At 71.3% G+C, this 14333-nt stretch carries 14 protein-coding genes, 1 tRNA gene and 1 riboswitch; of the genes, 6 read left to right on the top strand and 9 right to left on the bottom strand.

Annotation, left to right across the window (positions count from 1 at the left end):
- Positions 1-624: 624 nt before the first annotated feature.
- The gene (locus tag H305_RS0136325) at positions 625-2004 is read right to left on the bottom strand and encodes a DUF445 domain-containing protein (RefSeq protein WP_028804773.1); all 1380 of its coding nucleotides are present in this window, start codon (positions 2002-2004) and stop codon (positions 625-627) included.
- 214 nt (positions 2005-2218) lie between these two features.
- Between H305_RS0136325 and H305_RS0136320 the strand changes: the two genes are divergently transcribed.
- Positions 2219-3604, top strand: coding sequence for an SGNH/GDSL hydrolase family protein (locus tag H305_RS0136320; protein WP_078629421.1), 1386 nt, complete (start codon positions 2219-2221; stop codon positions 3602-3604).
- A gap of 213 nt (positions 3605-3817) precedes the next feature.
- On the opposite strand, the gene H305_RS0136315 is transcribed toward H305_RS0136320, so the two are convergent.
- Genes H305_RS0136315 through H305_RS0136300 form a run of 4 tightly spaced genes read right to left on the bottom strand, consistent with a single transcriptional unit; the run spans position 3818 to position 7386 of the window.
- The gene (locus H305_RS0136315) at positions 3818-4714 is read right to left on the bottom strand and encodes a DUF1707 SHOCT-like domain-containing protein (protein WP_028804771.1); all 897 of its coding nucleotides are present in this window, start codon (positions 4712-4714) and stop codon (positions 3818-3820) included.
- Positions 4715-4724: 10 nt separating this feature from the next.
- Positions 4725-5699, bottom strand: a complete 975-nt coding sequence (locus tag H305_RS0136310; protein WP_028804770.1) for an ABC transporter ATP-binding protein — start codon at positions 5697-5699, stop codon at positions 4725-4727.
- Between the two features lie 3 nt (positions 5700-5702).
- On the bottom strand, positions 5703-6536 hold the full coding sequence (locus tag H305_RS0136305; RefSeq protein WP_051371352.1) for an ABC transporter permease: 834 nt from the start codon (positions 6534-6536) through the stop codon (positions 5703-5705).
- Between the two features lie 49 nt (positions 6537-6585).
- Positions 6586-7386, bottom strand: coding sequence for an ABC transporter permease (locus tag H305_RS0136300; RefSeq protein ID WP_028804768.1), 801 nt, complete (start codon positions 7384-7386; stop codon positions 6586-6588).
- A gap of 223 nt (positions 7387-7609) precedes the next feature.
- On the opposite strand from H305_RS0136300, the gene H305_RS0136295 reads away from it, so the two are divergent.
- Positions 7610-10003 carry a transglycosylase domain-containing protein gene (locus tag H305_RS0136295; protein ID WP_028804767.1) on the top strand — a complete coding sequence of 798 codons (2394 nt, stop codon included), beginning with the start codon at positions 7610-7612 and terminating at the stop codon, positions 10001-10003.
- Between the two features lie 82 nt (positions 10004-10085).
- Here H305_RS0136295 and H305_RS0136290 read toward each other — a convergent pair whose 3' ends face one another.
- The 3 genes from H305_RS0136290 to H305_RS0136280 form a co-directional block, all read right to left on the bottom strand.
- Positions 10086-10406, bottom strand: a complete 321-nt coding sequence (locus H305_RS0136290; RefSeq protein ID WP_028804766.1) for a DMT family transporter — start codon at positions 10404-10406, stop codon at positions 10086-10088.
- A 30-nt stretch (positions 10407-10436) separates the two neighbouring features.
- A riboswitch (guanidine-III (ykkC-III) riboswitch) is annotated at positions 10437-10502 on the bottom strand.
- A 51-nt stretch (positions 10503-10553) separates the two neighbouring features.
- On the bottom strand, positions 10554-10856 hold the full coding sequence (locus tag H305_RS0136285) for a GroES family chaperonin (protein ID WP_187285621.1): 303 nt from the start codon (positions 10854-10856) through the stop codon (positions 10554-10556).
- Positions 10857-11030: 174 nt separating this feature from the next.
- Entirely contained in the window at positions 11031-11369 is a 339-nt protein-coding gene (locus H305_RS0136280; protein ID WP_028804764.1) for a DUF3618 domain-containing protein, read from the bottom strand.
- Positions 11370-11507: 138 nt separating this feature from the next.
- Here H305_RS0136280 and bcp point away from each other — a divergent pair, with 138 nt between their 5' ends.
- The 4 genes from bcp to H305_RS0136260 all read left to right on the top strand — a co-directional run bounded on the left by bcp (position 11508) and on the right by H305_RS0136260 (position 13665).
- On the top strand, positions 11508-11975 hold the full coding sequence (bcp, locus tag H305_RS0136275; RefSeq protein WP_028804763.1) for a thioredoxin-dependent thiol peroxidase: 468 nt from the start codon (positions 11508-11510) through the stop codon (positions 11973-11975).
- Positions 11976-12107: 132 nt separating this feature from the next.
- Positions 12108-12731 carry an HNH endonuclease signature motif containing protein gene (locus tag H305_RS0136270; protein WP_028804762.1) on the top strand — a complete coding sequence of 208 codons (624 nt, stop codon included), beginning with the start codon at positions 12108-12110 and terminating at the stop codon, positions 12729-12731.
- Positions 12728-13582, top strand: a complete 855-nt coding sequence (locus H305_RS0136265; protein WP_028804761.1) for an HNH endonuclease — start codon at positions 12728-12730, stop codon at positions 13580-13582. The genes H305_RS0136270 and H305_RS0136265 overlap by 4 nt, the downstream gene beginning before the upstream one ends.
- Before the next feature lie 8 nt (positions 13583-13590).
- Positions 13591-13665, top strand: a tRNA-Leu gene (locus H305_RS0136260).
- 52 nt (positions 13666-13717) lie between these two features.
- Here the strand turns inward: H305_RS0136260 and rdgB are convergent.
- Positions 13718-14320 carry an RdgB/HAM1 family non-canonical purine NTP pyrophosphatase gene (gene rdgB, locus H305_RS0136255; RefSeq protein ID WP_028804760.1) on the bottom strand — a complete coding sequence of 201 codons (603 nt, stop codon included), beginning with the start codon at positions 14318-14320 and terminating at the stop codon, positions 13718-13720.
- Between the last annotated feature and the right edge of the window lie 13 nt (positions 14321-14333).

Here is a 14333-nt window from a genome sequence, read left to right as displayed (position 1 = left end):
CCCTGCCTCCGGCCTTCACGCCTGCGCACGGCGTCGGCGGGGCGGAGGACGTCGGGGCCGCCCGTACGCGGCACCGGGGGGGACGGGCCTCCAGCCCTGTGCGTGGCATCGGCCGGATGCCTCCAGGCCCGCACGGGCCTCCATGCCTGCGCCCGGCATCGTCGGGAGGGGCCTCCAAGCCCGCGCCCGGCATCGTCAGGAGGGGCCTCCAAGCCCGCGCCCGGCATCGTCAGGAGGGGCCTCCAAGCCCGCGCCCGGCATCGTCAGGAGGGGCCTCCAAGCCCGCGCCTGGCATCGTCGGGAGGGGCCTCCATCCCTCCAGCCTCCAGCCCTTCAACCCGCACCCGACATCGGCGGGAAGGGCTCCATCCCTCCAGCCCGCACCGCACGCCCGGCACCTGCCCCGGCAGCACACACCTGCGGGCCCACACCCGGCCCCGCACCCAGCAAGCACAGGCCTACAGGCCCGCACCCGGCAAGCACAGGCCTACAGGCCCGCACCCGGCAGCACACACCTCCGGGCCCGCAGGCCCGCACCCGGCGGCAGCCCGCACCTCGCCAAGCCCGGCACACAGCCCGGGGCCCACACCCAGCCGGCGCCCGGTCCGACGGCCGCCGCTCGGCTCAGGCCCCCAGCGCCCGCGACACCACGTAGATCAGCAGGCCCGCCAGCGAACCCACCACCGTGCCGTTGATCCGGATGAACTGGAGGTCGCGTCCGATGTGCGCCTCGATCTTCCGGGTGGTGTGCTCGGCGTCCCAGCTCGCGACGGTGTCGGTGATCAGCGAGGTGATCTCCTTGCGGTACGTCGTCACCACGTACACCGCCGCGTCCTCCACCCAGGAGTCGACCTTCGCCTGGATCTTGGGCTCGGTGGCCATGCGGGCGCCCAGCGACAGCAGCGAGGCCCGCACCCGCAGCCGCAGCTCGCTGCGCTCGTCCTCGGCGGCGGACACGATCATGGAGCGTACGGCGGTCCAGGCGGAGGCGATGAGGTCCTGGACCTCCCCGCGGCCCAGGACCTCGCCCTTGAGCCGCTCCACGCGCGCGCGGGTGTCGGTGTCGGACTGGAGGTCGGAGGCGAAGTCGGTGAGGAAGCGGTCGAGTGCGCCGCGGGCCGGGTGCGAGGGGGCGTCGCGCATCTCGGTGACGAAGCGGAGCAGCTCCTTGTAGACCCGCTCGCCGACCCTCTTGTCGACGAACCGGGGGGTCCAGCCGGGGGCACCGCCCTGCACGGCGTCCAGGACCTGCTCGTCGTGCAGCACCAGCCAGTCGTGGGCGCGGACACAGATCAGGTCCACGACGCGTCTGTGGCCGCCGTCCGCGACGACCCGCTCCAGCATCTTGCCCATGCCTGGGGCGATCTCCTGGGCGTCGGCGCGGCGCGTGATGGCCTCGCCGACCACGGCCTGCACGTCGGAGTCCCGCAGGACGGCGAGGGCTCCGCGCAGCGCGGTCGCCAGTTCGGCCGTGACCCGGTCGGCGTGTTCCGGTTCGGCGAGCCAGGCGCCGAGCCTGCTTCCGATGCCGACGGCCCGCAGTCGCTGGCGCACGACCTCCTCGGACAGGAAGTTCTCGCCGACGAACTCACCGAGGGAGACCCCGAGCTGGTCCTTCTTGGTGGGGATGATCGCGGTGTGCGGGATGGGCAGGCCGAGCGGGTGACGGAACAGGGCCGTGACCGCGAACCAGTCGGCGAGGGCGCCGACCATGCCCGCTTCGGCCGCGGCCGCCACATACCCGGCCCAGGCGCCGGCGCCCTCGTGGGACGCCCACTTGGCGAGGACGTAGACGAGCGCGACGAGCAGCAGCAGACCCGTCGCCGTGGCCTTCATACGGCGCACTCCGCGGCGGCGCTCCTCGTCGGCGGGACTGAAGGTGGTCATCGCCCGGCCCGGCCGCCCGGCGGTCGCCGTCGTCGCGGGGTTCACGGCGGCGGCGGACCGGGCAGGCTGCTCTGGATCGCTTGTTTCACCTGATTTCGTGCGTTCCATCCACTCCATCCGTTCTCACGCCCCGTACACATTGTCCCTTCCTGGGCTCCTTCCTGACCGACTCCTGGAACGGACCAGGAGTTCCCGGCGTCTGTTCGGACGGGGAATCGACCAGGGGGTCCCGTAGGGGGGGGCACTGTCGGTGTTCTTCCGCCCCATGACGCATCATGGGGTGATCACATCGGAGCCTCGGGCTCCCATCCTCCGAGGAGACACGCACCGCATGACCAAGCGTCACGCCGAGGGTGCGGGGCACGCTGTGGACCCACAGACGTCCGCGGTCCCCGTGAGGCACGGCGCCCTGCTGGCCGCGATCATCGCCCTGGTCGTGGTCCTTTCCGCCGCCATCTACATCGGTGTCTCGGCCGACGACGGGAGCGGCGACCAGCACGACCTCGCCGGGGGCCGTGCACCGCACAACTCGGCGGCGCCCGCCTCCACGGGCACCTGGGTCGGCGCCTGGTCGGCCTCCCCCGTGGGGGCCGAGCCCGGCACCGAGACGCACGGCATGGCGGGCCGCTCCGTACGCAACGTCGTGCACGCGAGCGCCGGTGGTACGAGTGCCCGCATCACGCTTTCCAATCTCTACGGGCAGCGGCCGCTGACCCTCACGCACGTCTCGCTCGCCGTCGCCGCGACGCCGAACAACGCCGCCGCGGCGGCCGACACCATGCGCCGCCTCACCTTCGGCGGCAGCCCCACGGTCGTCATCCCGGCGGGCGGGCAGGTGACGAGCGACGCGGTGCGCGTGCGGATCCCGCACGGCGCGGACGTCCTCGTCACCACGTACGCGCCGGTCGAGTCCGGCCCGGTCACCTACCACCCGCACGCGCGGCAGGTCTCGTACGTCGCGGACGGCGACCGCACGGAGGACGTGACCAGCACGGCGTACACCCAACAGAGCGAGTACTGGCGGTACTTGACCGCGCTCGACGTGCTGAGCGACGAGGCGGCGGGCACCGTCGTCGTCCTCGGCGACTCGCTGACCGACGGAATCACGTCGGCGGTCGGCGCCAACCACCGCTGGACCGACGTCCTCTCGGACCGGCTGCGCGCCGCGGCCGGGTCGGGCGACACGCCCCGCTACAGCGTCGTCAACCAGGGCATCAGCGGCAACCAGGTGCTCGCGGCGGGGCTCGGCCGGCCGGCGCACAACCCGAGCGCGCTGTCGCGGTTCGGGCGTGACGTCCTCGACCGCACCAATGTCAGGGCCGTCGTGATCGACCTCGGCGTCAACGACATCCTGCGCAACCCGAACCAGGTCGACCCGGCCACCGTCACCGACGGCCTGCGGAAACTGGTGCGTCAGGCGCACGCCCGCGGACTGCGGGTCGTCGGCGCCACCCTGATGCCGTTTCAGGGGCACCGTGGTTACACCGATGCGCGTGAGGCCGTGCGGCAGGCCGTCAACGCGGAGATCCGGTCGGGGAAGGTGTACGACGACGTCGTCGACTTCGACGCCGCGCTGCGCGACCCGTACAACCCGCGGCGGCTGCGTTCCGACTACGACTCGGGCGACCACCTGCACCCGAGCGACAAGGGGTACCGGAAGATGGCCGAGGTCTTCGACCTGGACGATCTGAAGGGCTCGGCCCCGGCAGAGCTGTAACGCCTCCCCCGCGCGCCGGCGGGACACTCCCCCCGGGGACCGCGCCCCGGGGGGAGGACGGGCAGGACGGACACCCGCGCTCCGGAGCCCGAAGGCCCGAAGAGGCGAACGGGCCGGAGGCTCCGAAGGGCTCAGGCGGCACCGCAGGGCGCACGACCCGGCTCCCGGGCCGTCGGCGGCCCGCACGAGGCGGGCAGCCGGCGACCGGTGCGGTCAGCAGTCCCCGCCCCGGTGCCGGTCGCGCTCCTCGCGCCGCTCCCGGTGGCGCTCGCGGCGCTCCTCCTGCCGGGTCCAGTGCCGCTCACGGCGCTCCTCGTGGCGCTCCCAGCGCTCCTCGTGGCGCTCGCGGATCAGATCGCGGGCCTCGTCGAGCGCGTCGAACATGTCGCCGAGAGCCTCCCGCCGGGAACCCCCGGCCTCCGGTCCCTCCAACTCGGCGCGGGCCGCCTTGCGGTCCAGCTTCTCCTGACGGCGCTCCGCCTTCAGACGCTGCCGCTCGGCGCGGGTCAGCTTGCGTTCGACGCCGACACCACCCCAGAACGCGAAGCCCGTGACGATCACCCGGGGCGCTCCGGGCTCCCCGGGCCGCCCCTCCTCGCGGTGGTCGAAACCACCCATGATGCCGATGCCGCGGACGACCACCTCGACCCCGGGCGGCACGACGACATTGACACCGCCCATGACCGCCACACAGTTGATGACGACGTCACGGTCCGCGAAGTTCGCCTCGCGCAGGTCGATCTCGCCGCCACCCATGAACGCGAAGGAGTTGAAGCGCTTGGGAACCGTCCAGCGGCCCCTGCGTTCGAAGCCCGACAGGATCGCGACGCCCCACGAGGACGAACCCTCGCCGCCGACGATCCGCCCCGCCCAACTGCCGTCTCCCGCAGGTTCCTTGACCATGGAGACCGAAGCCGCGGCAGCCGCGCCCGGCAGATCGCGGGTGATCGGCGCCAGCTCCCCGTACGTACGGGCCTGGTAGGTCGCCTCCAGCCGCTCCTCGAACTCCTCCATGTCGAGACGGCCTTCCGCGAGGGCGTCCCTCAGCTGCTCGGCGACTCGTTCACGGTCGGCGTCGGAGGCCCGCAGTTCCGGCACATCGTCGGTCATGGAGGCCAGCCTACGAGACTGCCCTGCCCGCGTACATGCGGCTGATGACCGCCTCGATGTCCGGCTCCCGCACCGAGAGGTCGACCAGCGGGTACCGTGCCGCGATCCGCGCCACGAGCGGAGCGGCCGACTCGGAGGCGGGGAAGGCCAGCCACTGGCGCGGCCCCTCCACCTTCACCACCCGCGCCGGCTCCGCCTCGATCGGCGGAAGCTCCCGCTCCAGGTCCACGACCAGCGTCCGCTCGCTCTCCCCCACCTCGTGCAGCCCGGCCGGCGAGCCGTCGTACACCAGCCGTCCGTGGTCGATGACCATCACCCGCCGGCACAACTGCTCGATGTCGGTGAGGTCGTGGGTGGTCAGCAGCACGGTCGTGCCGCGTTCGGCGTTCAGGTCGCGCAGGAACTCCCGCACCCGCGCCTTGCTGATCACGTCCAGGCCGATGGTCGGCTCGTCGAGGTAGAGAACCTCGGGGTCGTGCAGCAGCGCGGCAGCGATGTCACCGCGCATCCGCTGCCCCAGCGACAGTTGCCGTACCGGCACGTCCAACAGGTCACCCAGGTCGAGGAGTTCGACACAGCGGTCGAGATTCTCGCGGTAACGGCCGTCCGGGATCCGGTACATGCGGTGCATCAGCCGGTAGGAGTCGATCAGCGGGAGGTCCCACCACAGGGTGGTGCGCTGCCCGAACACCACCCCGATGCGCCGCGCGAGGCGGGTGCGCTCGCGGGACGGGTCGATGCCCGCGACACGCAGCCGGCCCCCGCTCGGCGTCAGGATGCCGGTGAGCATCTTGACGGTGGTCGACTTCCCCGCGCCGTTCGGCCCGATGTAGCCGACCATCTCACCGCGCCGCACGGAGAACGAGAGCGAGTCCACGGCGCGCACCTGCCTCCGCTCGGCACGCAGGAAGCCGGTCCTTCTGCGCACCTCGAAGACCTTCTCGACACGGTCGAGCAGGATGAGGTCGGCGTCCTCGTTGTCCATGGGTCAGCTCCCTGTGCTGCGATACGACCGAAGGCCCGCGCGCCAGGCGAGACCCGCCGGCACACAGCAGACCGCCGCGACCAGCGGCGGCGCGAAGGCGACCCACGTCGGCAGGTCGAGCGGATAGGGCCGCCCCAGCACGTACAGCGCGGGCAGCCAGTTGACGAACGCGATCGGGAACACGAAGGTCACCCCGCGCAGCAGCTCCGTGGCGAAGACGGTGGGCGGGTACTGAAGGAGCGTGCTGCCACCGTAGGTGAAGGAGTTCTGCACCTCAGAGGCGTCCTGGGCGACGAACTGGAACGCCGCGCCGCCCACGAACACCGCAGCGAAGATCACTCCGCCGCTGAGCAGCATCAGCGGGATCATGAGGACCTTGAGCGGCGTCCAGGACACGTCGAGCACGGCGACGGCGTACCCGAGGACCAGCAGTCCCTGAGTGATGCGGCCGAGGCGGCGCAGCGCGAAACGGTCCGCGGCGACCTGCGCGAGCACGGGCACGGGGCGCACCAGGAGCGTGTCGAGGGTGCCGTCGCGCACCCGCCGGCCGAGCCGGTCCATCGAGCCGAACGCCAGGTCGGCGAACCCGAAGGCGGTGCCCGCCACCCCGTACAGGAAGGCCACCTCGGGCAGCGAGTAGCCGCCGAGCCGGTCGACCTGCGAGAACATCAGCAGGATCGCGGCGAAGTCGAGAGCGGTCGCCGCGAAGTTGCCGAAGGCGGTCATCGCGAAGGAGGCACGGTAGGCCATCGTGGAGCGGATCCACATGGCGGCGATCATCCGGTAGGCACGCAGCCCCTCGCGGATCTGCTCGTACCTGCCCTGCGGGGCCCACACGGCGTCCGCCGGACCCCGCTCCGCGGGGCGGGTGCCGCTGCCCGCGAGGCTATCCACCCTGCACCACCACCCGTCGTGTCGCCGCGGACTGGACGAGCCGCCCAACAGCGAGCAGCGCGGCGGCCCAGGCCGCCTGGAAGAGGTAGGTGCGCGGCAGGTCCGCCGTGCCGAGCAGGACGTCCACGGGAGCCTGGATCAGCGACGACCACGGCAGGGCGCGCACCACCTCGCCGAGGACACCCGGGAACACGTTCAGCGGCAGCAGCATCCCCGAACAGAAGACGCCCGCGATCCCGGCGAGCTGGGCCACACCGGCCCCGTCGAGGAGCCAGAACGCGCAGAGCGCCACCAGGAAGCGCAGCGCGAAGCTGACGACCACACCGAGCGCCACCGCCACCAGGAAAGCGATCCAGGCCAGCGGGTCGGCGGGCAGCGCCAGGTCGAAGAAGAGAGCGCCGAACGCGAGCGGCACGACACCGCGCCCCAGCAGATGGAACAGGGCACGGCCCGCATCCTGGGCCAGCCACCACAACTGGAGGTCGGCGGGCCGGTACAGATCGATCGCGATGTCACCCGTACGGATCCTCTCGATCAGATCGTCCTCGAAGCCGCCGCCCATCACCGCGACGACCATCAGCAGCGCCTGGCCCAGCCACACGTAACTGAGCGCCTGCGCCTGGTCGTAGCCGCCGAGGTGCGGTCTGTCGTCCCACAACGCGATGAAGATGTACGCCAGGATCAGCCCGAACACGGTGTTGGTGAACACCCCCGCCGCCGTGGCGGTCCGGTACGTGGCGTAGCGCCGGAACCCGCCGACCGCGACGGCGACGTACAACCGCCCTGTGCCCACGAGGAGATCCTCTCTGGTGTGCCCGAGCCCGCCGGCAGCCGCACGGGGCCAAAGGTCCGGAGCCTAACCGCGGGGCCGAGACACCCGCCATGCATTTTCCGGGCGGGACGCGTGCCGGAAACCGGGAACGGAATGGCGGGTGCGAAAGTCTTCAAGTGGGGGCGCACAAGGCGTACGAGGTCGTACGGCGACGTACGAAGCGAAACGGGAGTCCGGCGAACAGATGAGTGACGAGCCGCAGCACGGAGCGGGTCCGCAGGAAGGAGCACCGGGCGAGCCCGGCAGGAAGCAGAAGCGGGTGCGCACCGGCTGGCGCCGGCTCGTCCCGACCTGGCGGATGGTGTTCGGCACGTTCCTCGTCGCGATGCTGTTCCTGATCGGCTTCTTCGCGCTCGGCTACTACCTGGTGAAGATCCCGCCCGCGAACGCCACGGCGACCAAGCAGAGCAACGTCTACCTGTACGCCGACGGCAGTCAGCTCGCCCGCGACGGCGAGGTCAACCGCGAGAACGTCTCACTCGCGAAGATCTCCAAGGACGCCCAGCACGCCACGCTCGCGGCCGAGGACCGGGACTTCTACAGCGAGTCGGCCGTCGACCCGCAGGCGATGCTCCGCGCCGCCTGGAACACCACCACCGGCAAGGGCAGGCAGTCCGGCTCGACGATCACCCAGCAGTACGTGAAGAACTACTACCTGGGCCAGGAGCAGACCGTCACGCGGAAGGCGAAGGAGTTCTTCATCTCCATCAAGCTCGACCGGGAGAAGAGCAAGGACGACATCCTGGAGGGCTACCTCAACACCAGCTACTACGGCCGCAACGCGTACGGCATCCAGGCCGCCGCCCAGGCCTACTACGGCGTCGACGCCGACGCACTGACGGTCGGCCAGGGCGCCTACCTCGCCGCCCTCCTCAACGCGCCCAGCGAGTACGACGTGACCGCGCACCCCGAGAACAAGCCCGCCGCCCTCGCCCGCTGGAACTACGTCCTCGACGGCATGGTCGCCAAGAAGTGGCTCACCCCGGCGGAACGGACCGGCGTGAAGTTCCCCGCGCCCAAGCAGGCCAAGGGCTCGGCCGGCATGTCCGGCCAGCGCGGCTATCTCGTGCAGGCCGTCAAGGAGTACCTCACGAGCAACAAGATCATCGACGAGGACACCCTCGCCGCCGGCGGCTACCGCATCACCACCACACTGCAGAAGCCCAAGCAGGACGCCTTCGTGAAGGCCGTCGACGACCAGGTGATGGACAAGCTCGACAAGAAGAACCGCAAGACCGACACCTACGTCCGCGCGGGCGGCGTCGCCATCGACCCCTCCAACGGCAAGGTCGTCGCCATGTACGGCGGCATCGACTACACCAAGCAGTACGTGAACAACGCGACCCGCCGCGACTACCAGGTCGGCTCCACCTTCAAGCCGTTCGTGTTCACCTCCGCCGTCGAGAACCACTCGACGACCGGCGACGGCCGCATGATCAACCCGAACACCGTCTACGACGGCACCAACAAGCGCCCCGTACGGGGCTGGAGCGGCGGCGCCTACGCCCCCGAGAACGAGGACGGCTTCTCGTACGGCGACATCACCGTGCGCACCGCCACCGACCGGTCCGTGAACTCGGTGTACGCGCAGATGGCCGTCGACGTCGGCCCGGACGAGGTCGAGAAGACGGCCGTGTCCCTCGGCATCCCCTCGAACACCCCCGACCTGACCGCCTCCCCCTCCATCGCGCTCGGCCCGGCCACCGCCAGCGTCCTCGACATGGCGGAGGCCTACGCCACCCTCGCCAACCACGGCAGGCACGGCACGTACTCGCTCGTCGAGAAGATCACCAAGGACGGCGCGGACGCCGTCGAACTGCCGAGCCGCGACACCCACCAGGCGGTGAGCCGCGAGGCGGCGGACACCACCACGTCCGTCCTGCGCAGCGTCGTCGAGGGCGGCACCGGCACGGCCGCACAGGCCGCGGGCCGCCCCGCGGCCGGCAAGACCGGCACCGCCGAGGAGGACCGGGCCGCCTGGTTCGCGGGTTACACCCCGGACCTCGCCACCGTGGTGTCCGTCATGGGCCAGGACCCCGACACCGGCGCCCACAAGCCGCTGTACGGCGCCCTCGGCGAGACCCGCATCAACGGCGGCGCCTACCCGGCCCGGATCTGGGCGCAGTTCACCCGGACCGCGCTCCGCGGCACCCCGGTGTCGGACTTCGACCTCCAGCTCCAGCCCGGCGCCGAGCGGACGCAGACCCCGACGACCGAACCCAGCACGCCGGACACGATCGGCGGCCAGGACGACGACGGCACGTCGGACGGCCAGGACATCCAGGGCCAGGACCAGGGCCAGAGCCAAGGACAGGTCGAGGGACAGACGGAGGGCCAGGACCAGGGCCAGACGGAGGGCCAGACCGAGGGCCAGACGGACGGCGGCACCACCGACGGCGGCACGACCGACGGCGGGACCACCGACGGCGGGACCACCGACGGGGGCACCACCGACGGCACCAGCACCGGAGGGACGACGGACGGCGGCACGACCGACGGCGGCACGACCGACGGCGGCACGGCCGGGACGATCGCCGGCACCAACCCCTTCGGCCGGGCTCCGCACCGCCGCTCCTAGGCCCTCGGCCCGGTCGGTGAGCAGGCCCGTCGGCGGCCGGGCCTGTCGGCGAGCAGGCCGGGCCGGTCAGCGGCCGGGCCCGTCAATGGCCCGAGGTCGCCTTGAGACCCACCACGGCGACCAGCAGCAGACACACGAAGAAGATCCGGGCGGCGGTCACCGGCTCGCCGAGCACCACCATGCCGAGCACCGCCGCCCCGGCGGCGCCGATCCCGACCCAGACGCCGTAGGCGGTACCGATGGGCAGGGACCTGGCGGCGTACGACAGAAGAACCATGCTCGCGACGATCCCGGCACCCGTGGCCAGGCTCGGCCACAGCCGGGTGAAACCGTCGGAGTACTTCATGCCAATCGACCAGCCCACCTCCAGCAGACCGGCGACGACGAGCAGAACCCAGGCCATGACGGCACCTCCGTGAATCGGACGACAGGGGGTGCGTCGTCTTTGCGATCCCGGTACGGCGCGTCTCGTCGGGTCCCTCCACGGTAGCAAAACCCAGGCAAAAGGGGCTGGTGACCATGGCCACCAGCCCCTTCGGCAGACGTACGCCTACAAGTACAAGCCGGTCGAGTCCTCGGAGCCCTCGAAGCGGTCCGCGGCGACGGCGTGCAGATCCCGCTCGCGCATCAGCACGTAGGCGATCCCGCGCACCTCGACCTCGGCACGGTCCTCCGGGTCGTACAGAACGCGGTCGCCCGGCTCGACCGTCCGGACGTTCTGCCCGACGGCGACGACCTCGGCCCAGGCCAGACGCCGGCCGACCGCCGCCGTCGCGGGGATCAGGATGCCTCCGCCGGACCGTCGCTCGCCCTCCGCGGCGTCCTGCCGCACCAGCACACGGTCGTGCAGCATGCGGATGGGCAACTTGTCGTGATGGGTGCTGTGCTTATCCCGATTGGCGCTCACGCCCCGAACCTACCTGCCCCGGCCGCTTCCGCACGCGAGCGGGTCGATCCTCGCCCCGCGGAAACCACCCGTCGGCACCCGGAGCGGGCCGCACCCGCCCCGCCCCCGGACACCGGCGGATCAGCGCCTGCGGCGCCGGGAACCCACGGCGAGCAGCCCGACGACACCGACCACGACCAGGGCCACCGGCACGATGCGCTCCAGGCGGGGCGCGCCCTCCTCGGTGACCAGCTGGCCCTTGACGTCGCTGACGACGCGATTGACGCCGACGTAGGCGCGGCCGAGCGTGTGGTCGATGTGCGAGGCGACCTTGGCCTTCGCGTCACCCACGATCGTCTTCGGGTGCACGCGCACGCCGATCTCGTCGAGGGTCTCGGCGAGGGTTTCGCGGCGGCGCTTGATGTCCGCCTCGATCTCCGCCGGAGTCCTGGTATCCGACGTTCTCGACGTATCCGACACCGCGCTGCCTCCGTGGTCGTGTTCTGACTCTCTGCCCTCGACAGTCTGTCAGCTCGGGGAGCCGCGCACCCCTCGGCACCCCCATTACGCTCGTCACCCATAGGTCCGTAAACCATCCCCCGGCCACGTGAGGTACCGATGAGCGAGCGACTCCAGCCCGGCGACACCGCCCCCGACTTCAGCCTGCCCGACGCCGACGGCAACGAGGTCTCCCTCTCCGCCCACAAGGGCCGCAAGGTCATCGTGTACTTCTACCCCGCCGCCCTGACCCCCGGCTGCACCAAGCAGGCCTGCGACTTCACGGACAACCTCGACCTGCTGGCGGGCGCCGGGTACGACGTCATCGGCGTCTCCCCCGACAAGCCCGAGAAGCTCGCCAAGTTCCGCGAGAAGGAGTCCCTGAAGGTCACCCTGGTCGGCGACCCCGACAAGACCGTCCTGGAGGCCTACGGCGCCTTCGGCGAGAAGAAGCTCTACGGCAAGACGGTCGTCGGCGTCATCCGCTCCACCGTGATCGTCGACGAGGAGGGCAAGGTCGAGCGGGCCCTGTACAACGTGAAGGCGACGGGCCACGTGGCGAAGATCATCAAGGACCTCGGCATCTGACCCACCGCCCCACCCGCAGCGGCTCGCCCCGACCCGTCGGCGCGAGCCGCTGCGCGTTCCCCGCGTGACGGGACGGGCGTCGGTTCGTTACTCCGTACGAGGCGGCGAACACGCGTCCGGAAGGGGAGGGGCATGGGCAGCAGATACACCCGCGAGCTGTTGGAGGAGGCAGCGCGCGAGACACGGCACATCGACGACGCCGTCCGGTGGTGCGGCGGCCGCCCCACACCGGGCAGCCGTCGGTACCTGCGGCGGAAGATGGCCGAAGCCGGGGTGGACATCAGCCATCTCGCGACGAACCAGGTGCGGCACACCGAAGAGCGACTGCGCGCCGCGGTCGATGTCTCGGCCAGCGTCACGGACGTCGTGCGCCACCTCGGGCTCAGCCAGGTCGGCGGCAATCAGGCGCACGTCGCCCGACGGATCACGGCGCTCGGGATGGACACCTCGCACTTCACCACGGCTCGCCGGGGTGCTCCCCGGGGCTCGCTCGGCAGCCCCCTCGCCTTGCGCCCGCCGGAGGCCGGCAGGATCCCGGGCCGGCGGCTCCGCCGCGAGCTGCTGCGCCTGGGAGTGGACGAGCGCTGCGCCCAGTGCGGCACGGGTCCGGTGTGGAACGACCGCCCACTCACCCTCGAAGTCGACCACGTGAACGGCCACTGGTGGGACAACCGGCCGGAGAATCTGCGTCTGCTGTGCCCGAACTGCCATGCGGTGACGGACACTTACCGCGGCCGCAAGCGGCGGCGCGCATGAGCCGGACACGCTATCCGCGGGATGTGCTGGCGAGGACCGCGGCCGTCTCCACCAGTCCGGTCGACCTGCTGCGGCGCCTCGGCGCGCCTTTGGGCAGTCGCACGCTGGGCTACATACGCGGGCGTCTCGACCACTATGGGATCGACACCTCCCACATGGTCGACGAGCCGCTTCCCCCGCGCGAGAAGCGCGCCTACCCGAGGGAGCTGCTGGAGCAGGCGGCGGCCCGCTCCCACAGCATCCGGGAGATGTTCGAGTACCTGGGTCTTTCCCCCGACGAAGGTCCGTACAGCCACGTCAGGAAGCGACTCGACCACTTCGGGATCGACACATCGCACTTCACTCGTGGCCGCCGAGCCGGTGCCGGACTTCTGCCGCGGCAGCCGCTCATGACCGCCGCTGCCCGGTCGAGCAGTCTGGCCGGGCTGCTGAGGGCGCTGGGCATCGCCGACAATGCAGCGGCCCGTGCCCGGGTGAAACGAAGCCTGAAGGAACACGGTGTCGAGATCGGGCACTTCACCGGGCAGTCGCACGGCCGGGGGTCGACGTCACCACATCGCAGGACGGCCGACGACATCCTGCGGCGCAGACCGCCCGGATCACCTCGGACGGGTACCGCGCTCCTGAGACGAGCCCTGGACGACCTCGGTGTACCGCACCGCTGCGCGGAGTGCGGTGTCGGGGACTCCTGGCAGGGCCGGCGTTTCGTCCTGGAGATCGACCACGTCGACGGCGACCGACTGGACAACCGCCGGGAGAATCTGCGGTATCTGTGTCCGTCCTGCCACAGTCAGACGCGGAGCCACTCCCAGCCTCGCCGCATGGCCGACGTGCGCAGCCCAGTAAAGTAGCCGCGACGGGGCCCGTACCCCAGCTGGCCAGAGGGCGCCGGTTTAGGTCCGGTGTGTCGTGGGTTCGAGTCCCACCGGGCCCACCGTCGAGAGGGGTGTCGTCGAAGGACGGCACCCCTTCTGCATCCCTGGGGCTCAGCCCAGCAATTCCCCCACCGCCGGTACCAATGCCCGGAACGCCTTGCCGCGGTGGCTGATGGCGTTCTTCTCGGCGGGGGAGAGTTCGGCGCAGGTGCGGGTCTCGCCGTCCGGCTGGAGGATCGGGTCGTAGCCGAAGCCGTTGGTGCCCACGGGGGTGTGGCGGAGGGTGCCGCGGAGTTGTCCCTCGACGACACGTTCGGTGCCGTCGGGCAGGGCGAGGGCCGCCGCGCAGGCGAAGTGGGCGCCGCGGTGGGGTGCCTCGATGTCGGAGAGCTGGGCCAGCAGCAGGTCGAGGTTGGCCTGGTCGTCGCCGTGGCGGCCCGCCCAGCGGGCGGAGAAGATGCCGGGTGCGCCGTTGAGGACGTCGACGCACAGGCCCGAGTCGTCGGCCACGGCGGGCAGGCCGGTGGCCTGGGCGAGGGCGTGGGCCTTGAGCAGGGCGTTCTCGGCGAAGGTGACGCCGGTTTCCTTGACGTCGGGGATGTCGGGGTAGGCGTCCGCGCCGACGAGTTCGTGGGGCAGGCCGGCGTCGGCGAGGATCGTCCGGAGTTCGGTGATCTTTCCGGCGTTGCGGGTGGCGAGGATCAGGCGGGTCATGGGTGTCAGTATC

Source organism: Streptomyces sp. 142MFCol3.1, from assembly GCF_000424945.1.
GTDB lineage: Bacteria > Actinomycetota > Actinomycetes > Streptomycetales > Streptomycetaceae > Streptomyces > Streptomyces siamensis.
The sequence above is the reverse complement of the archived record's forward strand: the minus strand, read 5'-3'. Positions and strand labels throughout refer to the sequence as shown.

Excerpts from the sequence above, each read along its gene's own strand:
- H305_RS0136325 (WP_028804773.1), bottom strand. The coding sequence starts at position 2,004 with ATGGAGTGGATGGAACGCACGAAATCAGGTGAAACAAGCGATCCAGAG.
- H305_RS0136320 (WP_078629421.1), top strand. The coding sequence starts at position 2,219 with ATGACCAAGCGTCACGCCGAGGGTGCGGGGCACGCTGTGGACCCACAG.
- H305_RS0136315 (WP_028804771.1), bottom strand. The coding sequence starts at position 4,714 with ATGACCGACGATGTGCCGGAACTGCGGGCCTCCGACGCCGACCGTGAA.
- H305_RS0136310 (WP_028804770.1), bottom strand. The coding sequence starts at position 5,699 with ATGGACAACGAGGACGCCGACCTCATCCTGCTCGACCGTGTCGAGAAG.
- H305_RS0136295 (WP_028804767.1), top strand. The coding sequence starts at position 7,610 with ATGAGTGACGAGCCGCAGCACGGAGCGGGTCCGCAGGAAGGAGCACCG.
- H305_RS0136290 (WP_028804766.1), bottom strand. The coding sequence starts at position 10,406 with ATGGCCTGGGTTCTGCTCGTCGTCGCCGGTCTGCTGGAGGTGGGCTGG.
- H305_RS0136285 (WP_187285621.1), bottom strand. The coding sequence starts at position 10,856 with ATGCTGCACGACCGTGTGCTGGTGCGGCAGGACGCCGCGGAGGGCGAG.
- bcp (WP_028804763.1), top strand. The coding sequence starts at position 11,508 with ATGAGCGAGCGACTCCAGCCCGGCGACACCGCCCCCGACTTCAGCCTG.
- H305_RS0136270 (WP_028804762.1), top strand. The coding sequence starts at position 12,108 with ATGGGCAGCAGATACACCCGCGAGCTGTTGGAGGAGGCAGCGCGCGAG.
- H305_RS0136265 (WP_028804761.1), top strand. The coding sequence starts at position 12,728 with ATGAGCCGGACACGCTATCCGCGGGATGTGCTGGCGAGGACCGCGGCC.
- rdgB (WP_028804760.1), bottom strand. The coding sequence starts at position 14,320 with ATGACCCGCCTGATCCTCGCCACCCGCAACGCCGGAAAGATCACCGAA.